General features: G+C 72.7%; 19 protein-coding genes. 9 read left to right on the top strand and 10 right to left on the bottom strand.

Features of this window, described 5'->3' with window-relative positions:
- Window positions 1-87: 87 nt before the first annotated feature.
- A complete protein-coding gene (locus ACZ6YG_RS02590; protein WP_466017021.1) occupies window positions 88-885 on the bottom strand; it encodes an alpha/beta fold hydrolase in 798 nt (265 codons plus the stop codon).
- Window positions 827-2,110 carry a cation:proton antiporter gene (locus tag ACZ6YG_RS02585; RefSeq protein WP_364229922.1) on the bottom strand — a complete coding sequence of 428 codons (1,284 nt, stop codon included), beginning with the start codon at window positions 2,108-2,110 and terminating at the stop codon, window positions 827-829. The genes ACZ6YG_RS02590 and ACZ6YG_RS02585 overlap by 59 nt, the downstream gene beginning before the upstream one ends.
- A gap of 157 nt (window positions 2,111-2,267) precedes the next feature.
- Between ACZ6YG_RS02585 and ACZ6YG_RS02580 the strand changes: the two genes are divergently transcribed.
- The 6 genes from ACZ6YG_RS02580 to ACZ6YG_RS02555 are packed head-to-tail and all read left to right on the top strand — an operon-like array spanning window position 2,268 to window position 6,288.
- Window positions 2,268-3,008 (top strand): HalD/BesD family halogenase, encoded by a 741-nt coding sequence (locus ACZ6YG_RS02580; RefSeq protein WP_364229924.1) that lies wholly within the window; start codon window positions 2,268-2,270, stop codon window positions 3,006-3,008.
- Between the two features lie 5 nt (window positions 3,009-3,013).
- Entirely contained in the window at window positions 3,014-4,030 is a 1,017-nt protein-coding gene (locus tag ACZ6YG_RS02575) for a methyltransferase domain-containing protein (RefSeq protein WP_466017169.1), read from the top strand.
- 1 nt (window position 4,031) lies between these two features.
- Window positions 4,032-4,238: an MbtH family protein gene (locus ACZ6YG_RS02570; RefSeq protein WP_148030392.1), complete on the top strand. Its 207-nt coding sequence runs from the start codon at window positions 4,032-4,034 to the stop codon at window positions 4,236-4,238.
- Window positions 4,235-5,251 carry a guanitoxin biosynthesis L-enduracididine beta-hydroxylase GntD gene (gntD, locus tag ACZ6YG_RS02565; RefSeq protein ID WP_148030391.1) on the top strand — a complete coding sequence of 339 codons (1,017 nt, stop codon included), beginning with the start codon at window positions 4,235-4,237 and terminating at the stop codon, window positions 5,249-5,251. Before ACZ6YG_RS02570 ends, gntD begins: the two co-directional genes overlap by 4 nt.
- 11 nt (window positions 5,252-5,262) lie before the next feature.
- Entirely contained in the window at window positions 5,263-6,069 is an 807-nt protein-coding gene (locus ACZ6YG_RS02560) for an SDR family NAD(P)-dependent oxidoreductase (protein WP_219543197.1), read from the top strand.
- 45 nt (window positions 6,070-6,114) lie between these two features.
- Entirely contained in the window at window positions 6,115-6,288 is a 174-nt protein-coding gene (locus tag ACZ6YG_RS02555) for a hypothetical protein (RefSeq protein ID WP_187281045.1), read from the top strand.
- A 6-nt stretch (window positions 6,289-6,294) separates the two neighbouring features.
- Here the strand turns inward: ACZ6YG_RS02555 and ACZ6YG_RS02550 are convergent, their stop codons facing one another.
- Entirely contained in the window at window positions 6,295-9,318 is a 3,024-nt protein-coding gene (locus ACZ6YG_RS02550; RefSeq protein ID WP_466017020.1) for an AfsR/SARP family transcriptional regulator, read from the bottom strand.
- Window positions 9,319-9,553: 235 nt separating this feature from the next.
- Between ACZ6YG_RS02550 and ACZ6YG_RS02545 the strand changes: the two genes are divergently transcribed.
- The gene (locus ACZ6YG_RS02545; RefSeq protein ID WP_466017019.1) at window positions 9,554-10,198 is read left to right on the top strand and encodes a helix-turn-helix transcriptional regulator; all 645 of its coding nucleotides are present in this window, start codon (window positions 9,554-9,556) and stop codon (window positions 10,196-10,198) included.
- On the opposite strand, the gene ACZ6YG_RS02540 is transcribed toward ACZ6YG_RS02545, so the two are convergent.
- The 6 genes from ACZ6YG_RS02540 to ACZ6YG_RS02515 all read right to left on the bottom strand — a co-directional run bounded on the left by ACZ6YG_RS02540 (window position 10,179) and on the right by ACZ6YG_RS02515 (window position 17,461).
- Window positions 10,179-11,270 carry an alkaline phosphatase family protein gene (locus ACZ6YG_RS02540; protein ID WP_466017018.1) on the bottom strand — a complete coding sequence of 364 codons (1,092 nt, stop codon included), beginning with the start codon at window positions 11,268-11,270 and terminating at the stop codon, window positions 10,179-10,181. The two genes, ACZ6YG_RS02545 and ACZ6YG_RS02540, sit on opposite strands and share 20 nt — an antisense overlap.
- 1 nt (window position 11,271) lies before the next feature.
- On the bottom strand, window positions 11,272-11,415 hold the full coding sequence (locus ACZ6YG_RS02535; RefSeq protein WP_219543193.1) for a hypothetical protein: 144 nt from the start codon (window positions 11,413-11,415) through the stop codon (window positions 11,272-11,274).
- A 76-nt stretch (window positions 11,416-11,491) separates the two neighbouring features.
- Window positions 11,492-12,703, bottom strand: a complete 1,212-nt coding sequence (locus ACZ6YG_RS02530) for an MFS transporter (RefSeq protein ID WP_466017017.1) — start codon at window positions 12,701-12,703, stop codon at window positions 11,492-11,494.
- Window positions 12,703-14,544, bottom strand: a complete 1,842-nt coding sequence (locus ACZ6YG_RS02525) for a DUF4910 domain-containing protein (RefSeq protein ID WP_466017016.1) — start codon at window positions 14,542-14,544, stop codon at window positions 12,703-12,705. Before ACZ6YG_RS02525 ends, ACZ6YG_RS02530 begins: the two co-directional genes overlap by 1 nt.
- A 5-nt stretch (window positions 14,545-14,549) precedes the next feature.
- Window positions 14,550-16,259, bottom strand: a complete 1,710-nt coding sequence (locus ACZ6YG_RS02520) for an aminotransferase class I/II-fold pyridoxal phosphate-dependent enzyme (protein ID WP_466017015.1) — start codon at window positions 16,257-16,259, stop codon at window positions 14,550-14,552.
- The gene (locus tag ACZ6YG_RS02515) at window positions 16,256-17,461 is read right to left on the bottom strand and encodes a tRNA lysidine(34) synthetase (RefSeq protein ID WP_246639155.1); all 1,206 of its coding nucleotides are present in this window, start codon (window positions 17,459-17,461) and stop codon (window positions 16,256-16,258) included. Before ACZ6YG_RS02515 ends, ACZ6YG_RS02520 begins: the two co-directional genes overlap by 4 nt.
- A gap of 207 nt (window positions 17,462-17,668) precedes the next feature.
- Between ACZ6YG_RS02515 and ACZ6YG_RS02510 the strand changes: the two genes are divergently transcribed.
- A complete protein-coding gene (locus tag ACZ6YG_RS02510) occupies window positions 17,669-18,517 on the top strand; it encodes a GNAT family N-acetyltransferase (RefSeq protein WP_466017014.1) in 849 nt (282 codons plus the stop codon).
- Entirely contained in the window at window positions 18,517-19,548 is a 1,032-nt protein-coding gene (locus ACZ6YG_RS02505) for a GNAT family N-acetyltransferase (protein ID WP_148030381.1), read from the top strand. The genes ACZ6YG_RS02510 and ACZ6YG_RS02505 overlap by 1 nt, the downstream gene beginning before the upstream one ends.
- A gap of 5 nt (window positions 19,549-19,553) precedes the next feature.
- Here ACZ6YG_RS02505 and ACZ6YG_RS02500 read toward each other — a convergent pair whose 3' ends face one another.
- The gene (locus tag ACZ6YG_RS02500) at window positions 19,554-20,405 is read right to left on the bottom strand and encodes a nucleoside-diphosphate kinase (RefSeq protein ID WP_148030380.1); all 852 of its coding nucleotides are present in this window, start codon (window positions 20,403-20,405) and stop codon (window positions 19,554-19,556) included.
- Window positions 20,406-20,491 lie beyond the last annotated feature (86 nt).

The raw sequence follows: 20,491 nt of genomic DNA, 5'->3' as shown, positions 1-20,491 counted from the left end.
CGCGTCGTCACGCAGCGGTGCGAGGTGTGCACGAAGACCCGGGTGCGGGTGCGGTGAGATCAGGGGACGCGCGGGCGCCGCGCGTCCCTAGGCGGTCGCGAAGAAGTCCACCATCAGGGAGTTGACCTCGTCCGGCTGCTCCAGATACCCGTAGTGCCCGCACTTGGCGACCTGCGCGTACCTCGCGCCGGGGATGGCGGTGGCGACCTCCTGACCGAGGTGCGGCGGCGTGATGAGGTCGTCCTCGAAGCCGACGACCAGGCAGCGGCCGCGGATGGCGCGGTAGTCCCCCAGCCGGTCGTCCATGATCTCCAGTTTGCTCTGGGCGCGCATGACCGCCTTGGCCGTCGGGAAGAGTTCGAAGAGGTCCAGCCAGTGCCGGGCCCGGCTCTCGTCGTTGAGCGTGTGCGGCGACAGGCTGAGCACCGCGCGCAGCGCCGCGCCGTAGGCGGCGGGCAGCTCCACCGGACCGAAGTTCAGCTCGGCCTCGGCCGCGGCGAGCCTGGCGCGGAAGTGGTCGGGCCGTCCGCGCGTGGCCATCAGCACGGCCTGCTTCACCAGTTCCGGCCGCTGCAGCAGGAGCTCCTGGACGACGTGCGCGCCCATCGACACGCCGACGAGGCGGCAGCGCCCTCCGCACAGGGTCTCGGCCAGCCCGGCGAGGTCGCCGACCAGGTCATCGATCTCGGGCGGCGTCCCGGAGTCCGGCGTCAGGCCGCGGTTGTCGAAGGTGATGACGCGGTAGCCGGCGGCCAGCAGCGCGGGCGCCTGGTGCAGGTGCCAGACGTGCCCGGGGCTGCCGGTGCCCATCACCAGGATCACGGGGTCACCGGTGCCCTGGTCGGTGTAGGTCAGGGTGGTCCCGTTCACTCGCGCCACGGCCATGCCGCTCTCCGTTCTGTTCTGGTGCTCGCTCGAAGGCCGCCCGCAGCAGCGGTGGCGCCAGCAAGGAGGTGGCCACCGCGATCAGGACGACGATCGAGTACGCGGCCGGTGTCAGGATGCCCAGCCGGAGTCCGACGGTGGCGACGATGATCTCGATGAGGCCCCGCGAGTTCAGCCCCGCGCCGATGGCGAACGACTCCCAGCGGGGCATCCCGCTGGTGCGGGCGCCGATGTAGCCGCCGGCCAGCTTGCCCGCCACGGCCAGGGCCAGCAGTCCCGCCGCGGTCAGGGCGACCACCGGCTCGGCCAGTGCCGCGAGGTCCAGGTGCAGCCCGGCGAAGGCCAGGAAGACCGGGGCGAGGACGGCGATGACGGCGGTGCGCAGCCCGGCCAGGTGCCGTGCGCCCTCGCCCTTGGCGGCTCCGGCGACCAGCCCGGCGACGAAGGCGCCGACGACCGGCTCCAGTCCGGCGAGGTGCGCGGCGAGCGCGCCGGCGATGATCACGACGGCCGACATGGTCATGACGGGCGCCGGGTCGGCCACGCTCAGCACGCGCCGGGCGACCGGCCGCAGCACCAGGGCCGCCAGGAGCATGACCGCCAGCCACAGCAGCGGCATCCCGATCGTTTCCGGCCCCGCGCCGCTGGTGGCCATGGCGCCGACGACCGCGAGCAGTATCCAGGCGACCGAGTCCTGGCAGGCGCCGGAGGCCAGGGTGATCTGGCCGACGCGGTGGCCGAGCAGGCGCAGGTCGCTGAGCGTACGGGAGATGACCGGGATGGCGGTGACCGACAGCGCCACGCCGAGGTAGGCGGCGAACGTGACCCGGTCGGCGGCCGGCCCCAGGAGGGCCGCCGGCACCACGAAGCCCGCCGCCGCGCCCAGCACGAGCGGCAGGACCAGCGCCCAGGCGCTGACCCGGGCCAGCGTGCCCGCCTGCTCGCGCAGCCTGCCCAGGTCGAGCTCGGCGGCGGTGAGTCCGACGAGCAGCAGGAGCCCGAGCTGGGCGACGGCGTCGATGAGCGCGCCCGAGCCGGGCCGCGGCAGCCACTGGGCCCAGCCCGGCGCCAACTGTCCCAGAACGGCGGGCCCGAGCAGGACCCCGGCCGCCAGTTCGCCCACGATCGCCGGCTGGCCGAGCCGGGAGGCCAGCCGGCCCAGGAGGACGGCCGAGGCCAGGATCACGACGAGCTGCAGGAGGAACAGCGGGACCCCAGTGAGCATGGCCCTCAGCGTAGGAAGCCTCCGTACGGCCCCGGCCGGGGCGGCGAGCGAATGGCGATTTCTCGCCACAACGGCGGCGGACGCTTCTCCGGCCTCCGCCACGGTTCTACGGTCCGAGGCAGCGAGATCCCCTCAGGAGAAGCGAAGGATCCCCGCAGTGAATGCCCGAATTGTGCAGGAGCTGAACCAGCACGTACGCCACGCCGGATTGTCCGGCGAGGTGGCGGCCGCCCGGCGCGAGTTCGCCGAGCGCGGATTCGCGATGGTGTCGTTCCTGGCGCCCGCGAGTGTCAAGCAGGCCGTGGCCGACGACGTGCTCTCCCTCATCGAGGAATCCGGGGTCCGGCGCGACCTCAGGTTCAAGGAAACCGGCGGCACGCCCCGCCGGATGCGCAACGTGACGCGATCCGAGATCGCCGAGCACAGCGCCCTCATCCCCGCCGTGTACCGGTCGGAGGCCCTCGTCGGCCTGCTCGCCGAGATCGTCGGCGAGCCCGTGCTGGCCTGCCCGTACGAGCCCGAGCAGTATGTGATCACCCGTCTGGAGCACAGCGGTGACACCCACGGCTGGCACTGGGACGACTACAGCTTCGCGCTGGTGTGGCTGGTGCAGTGCCCGCCACCGGAGCACGGCGGGTTCGTCCAGTGCGTCGCCGGCACCAGCTGGGACAAGAGCGACCCCGCCATCCACCGCGCGCTGCTCGACAACCCCATCTGGTCGTTCGAGGTGGGGGCCGGCGACCTCTACGTGATGCGCACCAACACCACGCTGCACCGCGTCTATCCGATCACCGCTGGCGTGCGGACGATCGTCAACATGGGGTACGCGTCCAAGCCCGACCTGGAGACGGTCACGTCCCACGAGACCATGGACGCGCTGTGGGCGGAGCAGGCGTGAGCACGATGCCGACCGAAATGGAGAACCCGATGCACACGGCTTTCACCCGCGGCCCGGTCGCCGACGTCTTCTCGTCCTACCTCGTCGCGGTGTCACTGTCGGCCGCCGGCGAGCTGGGCATCCTCGACGCGCTCAGGCGGGAGGACAGCTACTCGATCGAGACGGCGAACGCGGACGGGCTCGACCCGCGGCTGGTGCGCCAGCTGCTGGTGACGCTCTCCTGGGCGGAGATCGTCGAGGTCGCCGACGACAAGGCGGTCACCGGGCCGCGCTTCGACGACGCCTACCGCGCGCGGGGATACTTCTACTGGATGGTCCGCGGCTGCGGCGAGCTGTTCTCCGTCCTGCCCGAGGTGAGCAGGACCGCGAACCGCACCGGCGACTTCTACACCAGGGACATGCGGGCGGTGGCGGTCGGCTCCAAGCTGATCGGCGAGACCGAGGTCGAGCCGCACTTCGTCGAGTTGCTCGGCGAGCTTGACTACTCGGCCATCGCCGATCTCGGCTGCGGTTCCGGCCAGCGGCTGATCGACGCGGTCTCCCGCCGGCCCGGCGTGCGCGGGGTGGGCGTCGACATCGCGCCCTCGGCGGTGGAACTGGCGGCGTCCTCGGTGGCGCAGGCCGGTCTCGCCGGCCGGATCGGCGTCGTCACCGGCGACGTGCGCGACCTCGACCCGCTGCCCGAGTTCGCCGGCGTCGACCTCATCACCTGCGTCTTCCTGGGCCACGACTTCTGGCCGAAGACCACCTGCGTGGCGGGCCTGCGCAAGCTCCGCACGGCCTTCCCCGACGCGCGGCGGCTCCTGCTGTGCGACGTGGTCCGCAGCGAGGAACCGCCGGGGGCGGACACGACGATCTTCACCCTGGGCTTCGAGCTCGTGCACGCCGCGATGGGCGTCTACCTGCCCACCCGTACGGAGTGGCGTGAGGCGTTCCGCGAGTCCGGCTGGGTGCTGAACGGTGAGCGGGACTTCGCCGCCCCTCCCCGCGGCGTCCTGTTCGACCTGAGCCCGGAGAGCTGACATGAGCAACCCGTTCGACGACGAGAACGGCTCCTTCCTGGTCCTGGTGAACGCCGAGGAGCAGCACTCGCTGTGGCCGTCGGCCTTCCCCGTCCCCAGCGGCTGGAGCGTCGCCTTCGGCCCGGCCTCCCGCGCCGAGAGCCTGGAGTACGTCGAGAGCAACTGGACCGACATCCGGCCCGCCGGCGTGAGGAGCGCACTGGCATGAGCGCCGACACGATCGAATACGTCCTCGACGGCAAAGAGGTGGACTCGATCACGGCCGTCGGCGAGCGGGTCAGGGCGCTCGGCGAGGATCCCGCCGACCCGGGCTTCTTCGACCGCTGCTGGCACATCCGCGAGGAGCTGCCGGTGGGGCTGCGCCGCTTCCTGGAGGACTTCCGCCGCACGGAGCCGGCCGCGTTGTGCCTGGTGCACGGCTTCCCGATCGACGACGACGCCGTCGGGCCGACGCCCGGCCACTGGTCGGTCCCCTCGCAGTCGGCCGCCGCGGGCGACGCGGAGGTCTATCTCGCCCTGTGCGGGATGGTGCTGGGCGAGCCGTTCGCCTGGTCCACCCTGCAGGGAGGGCGGATGATCCAGAACATCGTGCCGATCCGCGGCGACGAGATGCAGCAGAGCGGTCACGGCAGCCAGTCGTCGCTGGAGTTCCACACCGAGGACGGGTTCCACCCGCTGCGCTGCGACTATCTTCTGCTGTTCGGGCTGCGCAACCACGAGCGCGTGCCCACGGTCGTGGCGTCGGTGCGTGACGTGGAGCTGTCGCCGGAGCAGGCCCGGCTGCTGTCGCGCCCGCGCTTCCACATCATGCCCGACGACGAGCACCTGCGGCAGCTGGAGGCGACCCAGCCTGGCCATCCCGCGCTGGCGCTGATGCGCGAGATGCGCGACAGGCCCGAGGCCGTCCCCGTGCTCGTCGGCGAGCCGGGCAACCCGTACCTGCGGCTCGACCGCCCGTTCATGACCTGCGCGGACGGGGATCCGGAGGCCGAGAGCGCGCTCGACGCGCTGGTGGCCGGGCTGGAGGCCGGGCAGCAGGACGTGGCCGTCGGGCCGGGCAGCCTGCTGATCGTCGACAACTACCTCGCCGTCCACGGGCGCAGGCCGTTCCATCCCCGCTACGACGGCACCGACCGGTGGCTGAAGAAGCTGACGGTCAGCAGGAACCTGCGCAGGTCCATCGGCAACCGGGCGACGACCAGCCCTCGGGTGATCTTCTAAGGGGTGCTGCCATGCGTACCGTGGTCATCTCCGGCGCGTCCAGCGGGATCGGGTTCGCCGCCGCCGAGCACTTCGCGCGCTCCGGTGACACCGTCTTCAACCTCGACGTGCAGCCGCCGATCGCCGCGCCGAGCCCGGGTGTCACCTGGGTCGAGGCGGACGTGACCGACTGGCCGGCGATAGAGGCGGCCGTGGCGGCGGTCTGGACGGACCAGGGCCGGCTGGACGTGGTGATCGCCAACGCGGGCATCAGCGTCAGGCACGGCGTGCTCAACCTCGACGAGGCCACCGCCCGCCGCGTCGTGGACGTCAACCTGCTGGGCGTGCTGGGCCTCTGGCGTTGCGCGGCCGGTTACATGACGAGGCAGGGGCGTGGCGTGCTGCTGGCGACGGCGTCCGTCAACGCCTCACGCGCCTATCCGTACTACGCCGACTACAACGCCACCAAGGCCGGCGTCCTGGCCCTGTGCCGCACCTTCGCGCTGGAGCTCAGCCCGAACATCCGGGTGGCGTGCGTCAGTCCGGGCGCGGTGCTGACGCCCATGCAGGAGGCGGAGTACACCCCGGAGATGCTGGAGGAGGTCAACCGCTCCATCCCGCTCGGCAGGCACGCGCAGCCGTCGGAGATCGGCGCGGCCTTCCACTACCTGGCCTCGCCGGCCGCCGCGTTCCTGACCGGGCAGGAGCTGGTCGTGGACGGCGGCGAGATCGCCGGCGCGACCACGTCCGCCTTCGGCACGGGCGGCACCACGGATGTGCCGGGGCCCGCGGCCTGGCCGCTCTCCTCGACCCTGCGGGCCGGCGACGTTACTTTTTAGCGGGACCCACGTGACAGATCGACACTTCTCCGAGAAAGGACTCCCATGAAGCGCCGCATCACCTTGGTGAGCATCGCGACCGCCTTCCTCACCGCCCTGCTCGTCTCGCCCGCCGTGGCGCAGCCGGATGTCGATCCGTTCAGGAACTTCCACTGGACCGGCGAGCGCGACATCCAGCTGCCCTGGCCAGGCGAGCGCATGATCGGCAAGCTTCCCTGACGTAGCTCAGTGCCCCTCGTCCTCCGCGAGCAGGGCGGCCGCGCGAGCCCACAGCTCGTGGGCGCCCTGGTCGTTGCGGAGCATGGCCTCCGTCGCCGCCAGCGCCTCCAGCGCCCGCGCGTGCCAGATCCTGGCGCCCAGCTCCTCGAAGACCTTCGAGGCGAGCGTCAGGTTGTTGCGGGCCGACGTCGCGTTCCCCGTCCCGAAGTAGAGGTTGCCCAGCGCGAGCGAGGTGCCCCCCACCACGAACTGCTCACCGACCCGCTGGGCGATCTGCCGGGAGGTGAGCAGCGCGCCTTCCGCGGCGTCCGTACGGCCCTGCTGCGCGTAGGTCTCACCCAGGACCCGCAGCACGTAGGACTCGCCCACCACGTCGCGCAGCTCCCGCACCGTCTCCAGCGCCTTCTCCAAGGTCTGGCGGGCGGCGTCGACGCGCTGGGTGAGCAGCAGCACCTCGCCGAACCGGTAGAGCGCCTGGGCCAGGCCCCGCTGGTAGCCGATCTCCTCGAAGGTGCTCACCGCGGCCCTGAGCAGGGGTTCGGCCTCGCCGTACGCGCCCCTTTCCAGGAGCACCTGCGCGGTGCTGGCCATGACGTGCGCCCCGGCGGCGTGGTCGCCGAGCGCGCGGAGCATCTCTCCAGCCTGCGCGTAGCGCTCGAGCGCCAGGTCGAACCGGCCGGCGATGCGATCGAGCAGGGCGAGGTTGCGCAGGGCCAGCGCGTGGCCGTGCTCCTCGCCCTGTTCCTCGAACATGCGCACCGCCTTACGCAGGAGGCTGTCGGCGTCGTCGTAGCGCTGGCGGAACAGTTCCAGGCTGCCCAGGCCGTAGGTCATGGCGGCCTCGCCGCGGACGTCGCCGTCGCGGCGGGCGGCGGCGAGCGCGAGCTCGTGCGCCGAGCGCCAGTCGTCGTAGTAGCTGCGTACCTCGAAGAACGTCGCCGAGGTCATCGTGAGGTCCCAGCAGAGCGCGCTGAAGCCGAGCGCGGCCGCCTGGCCGATCGCCGCCAGCAGGTGCGGGCGCTCGGCCTCGAACCATTCGATCGGGTCGGGCATCATCCGGTCGATCACGGCGAAGGGCAGTCTGCGGCGCTCCGCGGGGCCGTGCAGGACGGCGTAGTCGCCGCCGAGCAGGCGGGCGTGGGCGGCCTCGGCCAGGGCCAGCCAGCAGCCCAGGGCCCGGCGCAGCGCGGCGTTGCGCTCCTGCTCGCTCTCCTCGATCAGGGCGCGCTCGCGCGCGTAGAGGCGCAGCAGGTCGTGGAAGCGGTAGCGGGCCTGGCCGCCGGGCCAGGGCTGGCTCAGCTCCAGCAGCTGCGCGTCGACGAGCTGCTCGATCAGGTCCTGGGCCCGCTCCGGATCCATCTCCAGCAGGGCGGCGCCCAGCCACGGGCCGAACTCGGCCACGTCCAGCAGCGCCAGCCGCCTGAACATGATGGCCGCCTGCGGCGACAGGTCGCGGTAGCTGAGGATGAACTTGGTGCGCAGGTCCACCTCGCCCTGGCTGAGCTCGTCGAGCCGGCGGCTCTCGTCGGTGAGCCTGGCGACGAGGTCGGCGCTGGTCCACGACGGCCGCACGGCCAGCCGGGCGGCCGCCACGCGCAGCGCCAGCACCAGCCCGCCGCACAGCTCGCTGAGTTGCCTGGCCCCCTCCGGGTCGGCGTGCACCCGCTGCTCCCCCGCGATGCACGCGAGCACGTCCACGCCCTGGTCGGGCGGCAGCACGTCCAGCCGGAGCGGGGTCGCGCCCTCCAGGGTGATGAGCCCGGCGAGCTGGTCGCGGCTGGTCACGATCACGGCGCAGCCGGGCGCGCCGGGCAGGAGGGGCCTGACCTGGCTGGAGTCGCGCGCGTTGTCGAGCACGAGCAGCAGCCGGCGCCCGGCCAGGACGGTCCGGAACAGGGCGGCCCGTTCCTCCAGCGTGGTCAGGGGATGCTGGCGGGTCACGTTCAGCGCGCGCAGGAGGGTGTCGAGCACGTCGAAGGGTGAGACCGGCGGGCCCGTCTCCGAGTAGCCGTTGAGGTCGACGAAGAGCTGGCCGTCGGGGAAGCGCGGGGCGACGCGATGCGACCAGTGGACGGCCAGGCCGCTCTTGCCGACCCCGCCCATCCCGGTGATGACGGCGATGAACGGCTGGCACGCCTGGGACTTGCGGTCGAGGAGCGCGTCGAGCCGCCCGAGCTCGGCGTCGCGGGCGACGAAGCCGGTCACGTCGGGCGGCAGCTGGGCGGGCACGGCCGGCGCCGCCTCCGGCGCGGCGTGTTCCATGACGAGGCGGCCCTGCCGCTGGCCCGTCTCCCCGCGCAGGATCGCCTCGTTCAGGCCGGCCAGCTCGGCGCCGGGTTCGAGCCCCAGCCGCTCGATGCTGAGCCGGTAGCCCTCCTGGTAGGTGGCCAGCGCCTCGGCGCGGCGCCCGGCCCTGCTCTGGGCCAGCATGAGCAGGCCGCGCAGGCGCTCGCGCAACGGGTACTCGGCGACCAGCGCGGCCAGCTCGCCGACGATCTGGAGATCGTGCGACAGTTCCAGCTCGACCTCGAAGTACTCCTCCAGGATGGCCAGGCGCCACTCGCCGAGCCGCTCGGACTCGGCGCGCACCAGCTCTCCCTCGACGCCGGTCAGCGGGTCGCCCCGCCACACGGCCAGGGCCGAGGAGAGCTGTTCGGACGCCTTCTCCAGGTCGCCCGCGGTCCGGGCCGTGCGCGCCTGGCGCAGCGCCTCCTCGACCTGTTTGACGTCGAACCTGTCGTCGTCGGCGAGCCGCAGCAGGTAGCCGGAGGAGACGGTGACGATGGGGTCGTGGGCCACTCCCGCGGCGGCGAACTCCCGGCGCAGCCCCGACACGCAGATGGCCACCTGGTTGCGGGCGGTGGCGGGCGGGTTCTGGCCCCAGATCGCGGCGCTGAGCCTGTCGGTCGAGACGACCCGGCCCACGTTGAGCAGGAGGGTCGCCAGCATGATGCGCCGTCGCGGCCCGCCCAGCGGGATCTGCAGGTTGCCCGTGATCACCGTCAGTGGACCGAGGACGCGGAACTCCATGCACACACCCACTGGGTCGTCTCAGCTAGGGCCATGGCGTTCCCGCCGACTCCATACGGGGAAATCGTAAGATATCCACGCATAGGCGATATAACAAGAAATGACAAAAAATGTCCACATCTACTGTGATGACACTTCAGTCAGAGTGACCGATAACGCACCGAAATCGCATGCACATACCTCCCCTCTAGCGTGCGAAGTAGTGATACTTCGACTGGCAACCGGGTTGGTATCGATGTCTCCTAACACCAGCAGAACCCTCCCCTTCAAACCCGCCGACCACTCCGCGGCGCAGCTCGGGCTCCCCCTCCTGGAGCTGGAACTGGCGGAGCAGACCCACGCCGAGTTGCTCGTGCTGTCCGCCGAGCCCGAGCGCATACACCCCGCCCTGCCGCGCCTGTTCGCCCAGCTCGCCCGGCGCCGGGTCGCCGTCCGCATCCTCCACGGGCCCGGCCGGCCCGGCCGCACGTCCCCTCTCTCGCAGGCCTGCCAGGCGGGCGCGACCGTCCGGGCGGTGACCGGCCTGCCCTATCAGGTGCTCGTACGGGATCGCGTCGTCGCCTACGTCGCGCACCCCGGCCCCGCCCACACCGGGCGGCTGGAGAGGATCCCCCATCCTGTGGTCGCGGCCTCCGTGGCGGGTGTCTTCGACACCATCTGCCACATCCTCGACGACCGGCGCAGCGGCGCTCACGAAGACGAGGGGCAGGACGAGGTGCTGCGGGCGCTCGACGACGGGCTCACCGACGACCGCGCCGCCGCCCGGCTGCACCTCAGCAAGCGCACGTTCGCCAGGCGGGTGGCGGGAGTGATGGAGCGACTCAACGCCACCAGCCGCTTCCAGGCCGGGGCGGAGGCCGTCAGGCGCGGCTGGATCTGACCCAGCGCGCCAGCGGGACCAGCGTCTCCCCGTCGCTGATCGCCCCGTGCTCGTAGGACAGTCCGGGATCGGGGAGCGGGAAGCGCGGTGAGGTGGCGATCGCCATCACCGCGCCGAGCCGCTCCCGCACCGGGCCGGCGGACTCCATCAGGCCCAGCTCGCCGAGCGCGGTCGCGGGCAGCACCATGGCATGGCCGTCCAGGGCCTCGGCGAGACGTTCCGCCACCTCCCGCTCCCTGCCCGGGTGCGGGTAGAGCCAGCGCACCCGGCCGGCCCCGCCGCCCGGCAGCTCGCACAGCTCGGGCGTGTCCACCTCCGCCCAGCGTCGCGCCAGGCCGGGGTCGGAGGCGACGGGAACCAGGCCGTGGTCGGCGTAGGCGAGCACGTGCCACCCCCGGCGAGCCCACGCGGTCGCGTGCCGCTCCAGCTCGGCCAGCGCCTGTACGGCCCGCTCGTCGTAGCCGTGCCGGTGCAGGTGGTCGTCGAGGTTGACGTAGACCCACAGCAGCAGCGGGCGGGTCCGCCGCGCGCCGATCGCCGCTCCGACGTCCGCCGCCACCCCCGCCACCAGGCGGTACGGGTCGCGGGTCAGCGCCTCGCGCGCCGGCTGCCGCGCGGCGCCGCGGGTGAGCGCGTCCACCCAGGGACCGGACAGCAGGTCGAGCTCGCGGCCCACCACCACCGCCTCGGCGCCCTCCGCCCGCTCGAAGACCGTGGGCAGCGGGCGGACCGGTTCGCGCGGCGCCGCCGCTCCCGCCAGGACGTCCCCGGTGATCGCGTTGACGAGCGGACCGCCGGCCCGCTCGCGATAGGCGGCGCCCACCGTCAGATGCTCGGTCACCGGCGCGCCGGTGACCGAGGTGAGCCAGGCGGTGGCCGAGGTGCTGGGAAAGGTGGAGGCCAGGCAGGAGAGCTCGGCGGACCGCCAGACCCGCCGGGCGACCAGCCAGGAGAGCCCGTCCACGGCCAGGACGAGCACGCCGCGACCGCCCCGGTCCAGTTCCGACAGAACCAGCCCGGGGACGGCACGCAGGTCGAGCCCGGGGCGCGCGAACGTCCCGGCCTCGGTCATGTCAGTAGTTCGGCACGCAGTCGGTGCACGTCGTGCGGAACTTCACGACCTGAACTTCCTGGCGCGCGGCGAGCATCTTCTCGACGAATTCCGGAGTCGTCATGATGGGGGTTTTCACACTGGTCTGGATGCTTTCATGCAACACGGGCGCCTCCTGGAATTGGGCCGGGCCTTTCAGCCCATTTTCTGTGATTCAACGATAAAAATCGTGATTGTTTTGGTCAATCAACTTTCGCCAGGATGGCATCAATCCGCCACCCTCGCCCCACCAGCACTGACGCGGTCACCATGGCGAAAATCACCGCCGCCGCCGCGTAGATCACCCGGAAATCGAGGAACCCCACGACGAGCGCCCCGATCCCCATGGACATCACGAACGGCAGGTCGATGATCGCGTCCATTGCGGTAAGCGCGCGGCCCTGCATACCGCTCGTGGTACGGCGCTGCACGAGTGTCGTCGTGGCCACCATGAGAATCGGGATGGAAAGACCCACCAGAACGCCGCTCGCGCACATCGTCACCTCCGTCGCGGGAATCACCAGGGCCAGGCCCGCCGCGCTGAGCCCGAAGCCCACAGCCGCCGCGCGATGCTCCCCGTACCGCCTGATGAGCACGGCGACGACGAAGCCCCCGGCGACCGAACCCGCGCCCTGGAAAGCGGCGATGACCCCGACGAACGCGGCCGGCCGGCCGAGCCCCTGCTCCACGGCGGCGAACATGGCCGGGTTGACCAGCCCCGCCGCGCACAGCGCCGCGGCCACCGCCAGCACGCCGCCGCGCAGCTCCCGGTCGCCCATGATGTGGCGCACCCCCGCCAGCAGATCGGCGCGGAACCGGCCGGGCTCCCGGGGCGCCGGAGCGGCCAGGTCGGGCGCCCGCCGGAGCATGAGCAGCACCAGCACCGACACCAGGAACGTCGCCGTGTCCAGGATCGCCACCGCGGACAGCCCCAGCGCCACGTACAGCGCCGCGCCGATCAGCGGGCCGAGCACCCGCAGTCCCTGGCCGAGTGAGCTGAGCAGCCCGTTCGCGTCGCCGAGCAGCCGCTCGGGGACCATGGAGTGGATCAGTCCGCCCCTGGCCGCGTTGAAGACGTGGTTGGCGAAGCCGTAGCCGAGCGTGACCGCGAACACGATCCACAGATCGCCCGGATGCCTGACGAGCAGCAGGCAGAGCACCAGCGCCCCGGCCAGCAGGTCGTTGACGATCAGGACCTTGCGCCTCGGGAACCTGTCGACGAGCAGCCCGGTCAGCGGCGCGAAGAACGACGGCACCGCCAGCAGGATGAACACCACCCCGGCCATCGTGTCCGAGCCGGTCAGCTCCTTGACGTAGATGCCCAGCACCACCAGGAGCGCCCGGTCCCCGATCATGTTCACCGTCTGACCGAAGAACAGCAGCAGGAACCGGCGGTCGCGCAGCAACTCGCGCATCAGCCCTCCTTCGCCCAGCCGGCCTCGACGAGCACGGCCAGGAACTCGTGCGCGAACTCCTCCGGCACCGGCAGCTCGGCCGCGCACTCCGCGTAGGCGGCGAGCGCCGCCCGGTCTCTTGCGCCGTCGATGCCGTGGGCGAGGGCCAGCATGAGGGCGTAGGAGCGGGCCCGGGCCCGCGCCGCCTGCCGATCCAGCCACACGCGCCCGGCGGGACTCGCCGCCTCGGCCAGCCCGCGCAGGTTGAACGGCCCATCCCAGGCACGACTGAGCGCCGGCCCGGCGAACACCTCGCCGCCTTCACCGACCGGTGAGAGCGCGGCGCGCTCACCCGCCGGTGACAGCACGGCGCCTTCACCGGCCGGGGACAGCACGCCGCCCTCACCCGCCGGCGACAGCGCGGCGCCCGCTCCGGCCGGTGAGAGCGCGGCCACGTGATCCGCGAGGCCGGCCAGCCAGGCGCGTGCCCGGCCGCCCGCGCGGCCGTGGAGCGCCTCCGCGCCGTCCAGGGCGCCCAGGGCGACGGCCGTACGGTGCCGCAGCAGCGCCCGTGACCCCTGCCGGCAGCCGAGCAACCGCGCCGCCCCCCAGCCCACCGCGATGTCCTCCAGTTCGGCGCGCTCGCCCGCGAGCCCGGCCAGCACCGCCGCGACCGCGCCCGCGACCGTGGCCGTACGGCGCAGCTCCGCCGGGTCGAGCTTGTCGAGCGTGTCGGCGGCGCTGTGGTTGAACCGGTCGGGCCAGTGCCCGAGCGACACCGTCGGGCAGCCGATGGAGGCGTCCACGAGCAGGCTGTGGTCGGAGGCCCCGACGAACGGCGTGGCACGCCAGGCCCAGGTGTCGCAGGCCACCGCGCCCGAGTAGGAGCGCGCGTCCTGCGGCAGCGCCGCCACGACGTGCTCGGTGAGCGCGTTGACGAAGCCGGGCAGGTGGTCGGGGCTGCGCTCGACGATGAGCGGCCCGCCGCACCGGCGCTGATCCTGCCCCGCCATGTCCACGTTCACGGCGGCCACCGGCGGGCGGGCGGCGACGTCGTGCAGGTAGGCGGCCATCCCGGTGAACTCGGGACCCCAGACGAACCTGATGCCGTGCTTCCCCCGCCGCCCCGCGAGCATCCTGGCCACGCTCAGCAGCGCGGCGGCCCCCGAGGCGTTGTCGTTGACGCTCGGGCGCGGATGGCACAGGTGCGCCGAGAGCAGCACCTCCTCCGGCCCGGTCCCGGGCAGCAGCCCGGTGACGACGGGCATGGCCGCCCGCCGGTGCGTCTCGACCTCGACCCGGACCCGGCCGCGCCGCAGCAGCTCGGCCGCCTGCTCAGGGGTGACGCTGAAGGCGGCCAGGCCGCTCCCGGCCGGCAGCTCGACCCTGCCGGGGCCGGGCAGGCGGTCGGTGACCAGGCCGAACGCCCCGGCGCTCGCGGCTCGCGCGATCGCGACGGGCACCGGCGTGCCGGGGTCGTCGTGTACGGCCAGCGCGCCCTCACCGGCGTCCGCCAGAGGCGCCACGGTGACGGCGACGCCGCCGGGCGGGGTCGCCGCCGAACCCGCCGCCAGCGCGAACGGCTGCTCCGGGTAGCGCACGACGTCGTCGATCGCGGCCCGCACCGGGGTCCAGGAGAGCGGGGCGCGGAAGCTCCACCAGCGCCTGGCGCCGTCGGCGGGGAACTCCAGGAGCCGCACGTCGCTCAGGCCCGCCCGCTCCGCCCGGCCGGCGACGTACTCGGCGGCCGCGCGGATCCCGTCGGACGCCTGGTATCGGTCGAACGCGGCCAGCTCCGCGACGTCCTCGACCGCCCGCCGCACGTCGCAACGGTCGAACGCATCCTGTACGGCGTCGCCCACGGTCCTCATGCCGCGGCCCGGCGGAGCGCGGCGCGGCGGACGGCCGAGAGCGGCACGCTGACCCGGGTCAGGCCCGGCAGCCGCCGCCCGGCCAGCCACGGCGGCAGCTCGTCCTCGGTCACCACCCAGGGCAGCGCGGGATGCCCACGTTCCACCCGGCAGCCGAGCCCGCTCAGCATCTCCACCAGCTCCGGCTTGGCCGCCGCGACGGCCTGCCGCAGCGGGGCCAGCACGTCGCCCTGGTCGAGCAGCCGCAGCGCCACCTCCAGCGACAACGCCGACATCCCCAGGGGCGGCACCGCCTGGCGGACCGCGCCCGCCACATCAGGGGAGCACATCGCGAAGCCCGCGCGCAGCCCGCCGCAGCAGTAGCCCTTCGACAGGCTGCGCAGCACGACCAGGCCGGGCACCCGGGTGGTCAGCGGCACCGCGCTGGCCCGCGGGCCGAGGTAGTTGGCGCAGGCCTCGTCGACGACGAGCATCCCGCCCGCGGCGGCGGCGGCCTCGGCGAGCTCCGCCACCTGCTCCAGCGGCAGCACGTCACCGCGCACGCCGGGCCGTTCCAGCAGGACGGTCGTCGGCCGTTCGCCCGCCACGTCCTGGCCGGGCGTGTACACGCGCAGCTCCGCGCCGCGCTGCGCGGACCAGGCGGGCAGGTCGGGGTGGGCGTGCGCGGTGTGCAGCAGCCTGCCGGGCCCGGCCAGCGCGTGGAGCAGCCCGGTCGTGCCCGCCCCCGTCACCACCTGGCCGGGGTCGAGCGGCACGCCGAAGTGGCGGGCGAGCACCGGGGCGGCGCTCCCCGAGCCGTACGGGTCGTCCAGGGAGTAGGCGCGGGCGGGTTCCCGGGGATCGCCGACGGCGGCCCAGGCGTCGTCGATCGCGTCCCGTACGAAGTCGATCTCGTCGGGCGCCCATCGCAGGTCCACCTCGGCGCCGCGGCCCCGGTGACCGAGCACGGCGGGACGGGGGCGCGGCGCCGCGACGGCGAGGACCTGGACGTAACGGGTCTCCGGCTGGACGGCGGCGCCGGCGGTGAAGCCGGCGTCGGCCCGTACCAGCTCGAAGCCCGCCGCCCGCACCAGCGACACGACCTCGCTCGGCAGGTAGAGCCTGACGTCGTCGCGCAGCACGGCGACGCGGCCGTCGGCGTGCGCCACGCGCAGCTCGCCGCGGCTCCGGCCGTCCAGCGGGTCGTAGGAACGCAGGAAGTCGAAGGTGTCGCCGGCCGCTTCGAAGCGGTCGCGGGCCCGGTACCGGCTCAGGATGGCCGCGACGTTCGAGTGGTCGAGAACCAGCAGCCCGCCCGGCACCATGCGTTCACGCACCCGCCGGAGCAGGGCGAGCTGCTCGTCGTCCCGTCCCCAGCCGAAGGCCTGCACGCAGATCGCCGCGTCGGCCTCCGGCAGCTCGACCCGCTCCAGCAGGTCGCCCTCGATCAGGCCGACCCGCACGCCCTCCCGGGCGGCCGCCGACCTGGCCTGCTCCAGCGCCCACGCGCACACGTCGACCCCGGTCACCCGGTAGCCGTGGCGGGCCAGCTCGACGGCGTGCCGGCCGGTGCCGCACCCGAGGTCGAGCAGCCGCCGTCCCGGCGCGTGCTCGCCCAGGACCTGCAGCAGGTAGGCGGTCTCCGCGGCGGTGCGCTCCCTGGTGTACTCGTGCCGGGCGAAGCTCCAGTAGTCGGCGGTGAAGTACTCGGCGTACCAACGGGTCACGCGTACTCCTGGCGCGCGAAGAAGTCGCACACGTCGCAGATGTCGACGGGGTTGCGCACGCCCTCCTGCGCGACGTAGACGCCTTCGCAGACCCGGCACTTCTCTTCGACCAGCGGGAACATGTAGCGCTGCATGGTGGAGAACGACTCGAACAGGTAGTAGTCGATGCCGGGCCACAGGCCGTACAGGTGGTCGGCCATGGCGTAGGCCATCGAGCGCTCCTGCGGGCCGGTGGTGAAGCGGCCGGGGGTGCCCTGGCGGTTCAGCTCGGGAGCGACCAGCTCCAGGTAGATCGTCAGCTCCTTCTTCGGGATGCGGTAGAGCGGGAAGACGTAGCGCATCCCGCCGATCTGCCTGACCGGGATGCCGCCCATCCGGAAGCCGCTGGTGAGCCACGTGACCATGCTGGCTACCAGGTCGTCGCCGTTGAACCCGAACGCGACCGTCCCGGCGCCGATCCGCTGGGCGTGGTCCTCCAGCATGCGCCGCAGCACCTGGTGGCCCACGACCATGTTCAGGTGGCTCCGGTCGCCGCCGACCACCTCGTTCATCGCCTCCACGAAGGGGCGGCGGAGCTTGAAGACCCGCTCGATGTCGGAGGCGTCGACGATGACCTGGTCGATGCCGAGCCCTTCGGCCGAGGCGCGGGCGGCGGCGAAGGTGGCCGGCTCCTCCCAGTCGGGCAGGCCGGTGATCGTCACCGAGGTCATCGTGAAGGCGGGCAGCCGGTGCCTGGTGCGTTCGAGCAGCTTCAGGAAGGCGACGCTGTCGCGGCCGCCCGACAGGCCGATGACCACGTTGTCGTCCGCCTGGAGCACGCCGTGGCCGAGCACGCTCTGGACGAAGGTCTCCTCGACGTAGCGGACGAAGCTCTCCTCGTCGAACTGCTCCACGCGCCGCTCCAGGCGGCCCATGGTGTCGAACAGGATGGACTTGGTGTAGATCGGGTCGGGCGTGCCGTACACCGTGGTCGCGGGCCGGCGGGTGACGTCGAGGTCGTAGTGGCGCACCTGGCGCAGTTCGATGACGTCGTGCTCGCCGACGATCGTCGTCTCCTCGGGGACGATCTTCCCGTTGCGGGTGGTGATGACCGCGTTGACGGGGATGCCGTGGGCGGTCAGGACCTCCGTGAGCGGCCGGCCGGCGGCGGCCTCCAGAGTTTCGGAACCGCCCACCTTGTTATGGAAGACGACTTGGGCCACGGCTTTCTCCTCGCTGTTCATTGTGCTTAATATCGTTTCTACAGTCGGCGAAAGGGCGATATGAGCGACAGCCTGGAAATTGGCATCTTCACGTCAATCGACGCCCTTGACGGCGCGGAATGGGATGCGATTGTCTCGTCCTGCGGGGCGCCGGTTTTCTATCGGCATCGCTATTTGCGGTCCTACGCCCGTCATCCGCTGGGGGCCGTGCAGTCATTCCGCTATTTGGTGGTGCGCGAGGGCGGGCGTCCGGTCGCGGTGCTTCCCGTCTCGCTGATGGACGGGCTGGACCCCCTCGGCCAACTGCGTGCCCGCTACCCGGTGACCGGCGCGGAGCGCGGCCTGCTGAGCCACGTCTGGCACTGTTACGACGCCTGGCTGCCCGGCGCGCCGGCGCTGGAGGCCGTGGCCGACGCGATGCGCGGCCTGGCCCTGGAGCTGGAGGCCGACTGGTACGGCTTCGTCAACGTCGCGCACGACTCACCGCTCCGCGCCGGTCTCGTGGAGCTGGGCTTTTCCGCCGAGCACATCGAGGACCGTTTCCGTCTCGACCTGCGCGGACTGCCGCACCCCTTCGTCCACGCCACCCGGAAGGCGCGCGCCAACCTGCGCCGGGGCCGGCGCAGAGCGGAGGAGTCCGGCGTGTGGCAGCGGGTCGGGATCGCGGGCGAGGCGGACCTCATGGAGATCGGGCGGCTGTGCGCCAGGACCGCGGCCCGACACGGCACCGGCGGCTTCTACCCGCCCGAGCTGTTCGCCGGCTTCGTCACCGGGCTGGGCGACCTGGCGCTCGCCATCGAGATCCGCCAGGAGGAGCGGCTCGTCGCGGCCGGGATCGCGCTGCGCGACGGCCGCCGCTTCCACGCCTGGGCGTGCGGGGTGGACTACGACGTGACGGGCGGGTTCAGCCCGTATGCGCTCCTGCACGCCGCGACCGCCGAGCAGGCCTTGCGCGAGGGATGCGAGGTCCTGGAGGGCGGGCGGGGCAACCCACGGTTCAAGCTCAGGCACGGGCTGAGCCGGCTCGGGCTCGACGCGTGCCTGGTGAAGGTCTGATGCGGGTGACCGCCGGGCTGCTCCCGGCCGAGGGACCGCTGTTCAGCGCCGGCCGCTGGCTGGCCGCCATGGGCGGGCGGGTGCCCGGCTCGCCGTACACCTTCGAGCTGGGCGGGGCGATCCTGCACGGGACCGTCGCTGAGCGGCCGTGTCCGGGCGAGGTGTTCGACCTCGGGCACCTGCTGACGGCGGACACCCCGAAGCTGCCGCTGAGCGCGGCCACCAGGGCGGCGCGGGCCCGGCGGGCGGCCTGGCCCGGATGCACGCCGCACCTGGTGGTCATGCTGCCCGGGTACGAGTGTCACGCGCTCGGCCCGGCCGGGGACGACGCCGCGGCGGTGGAGACCCTGGTGTCCGAGATCGTCGTCTGGGCGCGGGCACGCGGGCTGCGGGCGGTGGCGTTCCTGTACACGCGGGGGCCGGCGCTGGAGCGGGCGCTCGGCGGGCAGGGCTTCACCGGGATGCCGATGTCGTACTCGTGCGAGCTCACCCCGGGCACGCCCTTGCCGGCGCGCCGGGCGAAGGAAGCGCGGCGGGAGACGCGGCGGCTGGCGGAGGCGGGGGTGCGGCTCCGTATGACCGAGATCGGACGGCCTGTGCCGGGGATGGTCGAACTGAAGTGCGGACATTCCCGGAAATATGGCGGCAGCCCCGATCCGGCGGCCGTGGCCCGCCGTCTGCGGGCGCTCTGCTCGGGCGGCGCGCTGCTGTTCGGCGCGGAGCTCGGCGAGCGGCTCGTGGGATACGGGCTCTTCGTCCCCCACAGGGGCACCTGGTACTGCGTGAGCACGGCCATGGCGTACGACCTCCACGAGGCGCGGCACACGTACTTCGCGACCGCCTTCTACGAGCCGGCCCGCCACGCCGCCGAGGCCGGGGTCAGCCGCCTGCACTACGGGCACGGTGCCTGGCGGGCGAAGCTGTCACGGGGATGCCGGGCCGTCGAACTGCCGATCTGGGTGCTGGCGCTGGACCCGGAGCTCAAGCCGCTGATCGAGTGGAGCGCCAGGACGACCACGCTGTCGCCGTGACGGGCTCACTGCCAGCGGCGCAGCGGCGGGAACAACATCGACGTCTGCAGCACCGCGTGCTCCCATCGGTCCATCGACACCCCGTGGACCGCCAGCTTGGCCGCCGCCCGCCGCAGGTCGAGACGCTCGCCTTCCGGCAGGAACTCGCAGGCCAGGAGCTCGGCCAGCGGATGGCCGGCGGGGAGCAGCGCGGCGAGCTCGGCGCCCGCGCCGTCCCTGGCCGACACGGCCAGCTCGGGGGCCAGCTTGCGCGCCCCGTCGTCGAGCTCGTGCCAGAGCGCGGCCACGACCCGCGAGCGCAACCCGGCGCGCACGTCGTCGAACTCCCTGCTCTCGCGCGGCACACCGGCCTCCAGGAGCGCCACCAGGTCGCGGAGCGGCCCCTGGTCGCCGTGGAGCGCCGTGCCGTGGCCCTCGCCCATGAAGATCCCGGCCTCGTGCCGGGAATCCTCCGGGCTGTCGGAGCTGTGCACCAGGTCCAGCAGCACGTTGACGCCGCGCAGGTCACGCCTGATCGTGCCGGGCTCGGCCGCCGCCGGGTCGCTGGCGCCCTTCAGGGCACGCAGCCGCCGGTGCGGCTCCGGCGCGGACGACCTGTCCTCTACCAGCAGGGCGAGGCTCGGCCCGAGATCGAACACCACGTCGACCTGCCGGTAGAAGTAGGCCTTCCAGACGGAAGTGATCTTGGTTTCCTGGAAGGCGTCCTGCCCGGGCGGCCGGTGCCACAGCACCTCGTAGCGAGTCGGCTCGAACCCGTGCTCCTCCAGCCGTTCCAGGACCGGAGTGACGAGATGCCGCATCAACGCGTCGGGCGGAAACAGGAACAGGATCGTCCTGTCCCACACGATCTCGGCCATCCGTCACTTCCTTAGTTTCTAGCTCTTACGGGATTTCCGGACGCGGGGGCGTTTGATGACAATGTAGATGTGCCGATCCATGGGAT

Source organism: Nonomuraea sp. NPDC054003 (assembly GCF_055585125.1).
This window is presented reverse-complemented; position numbering and strand designations above follow the sequence as displayed.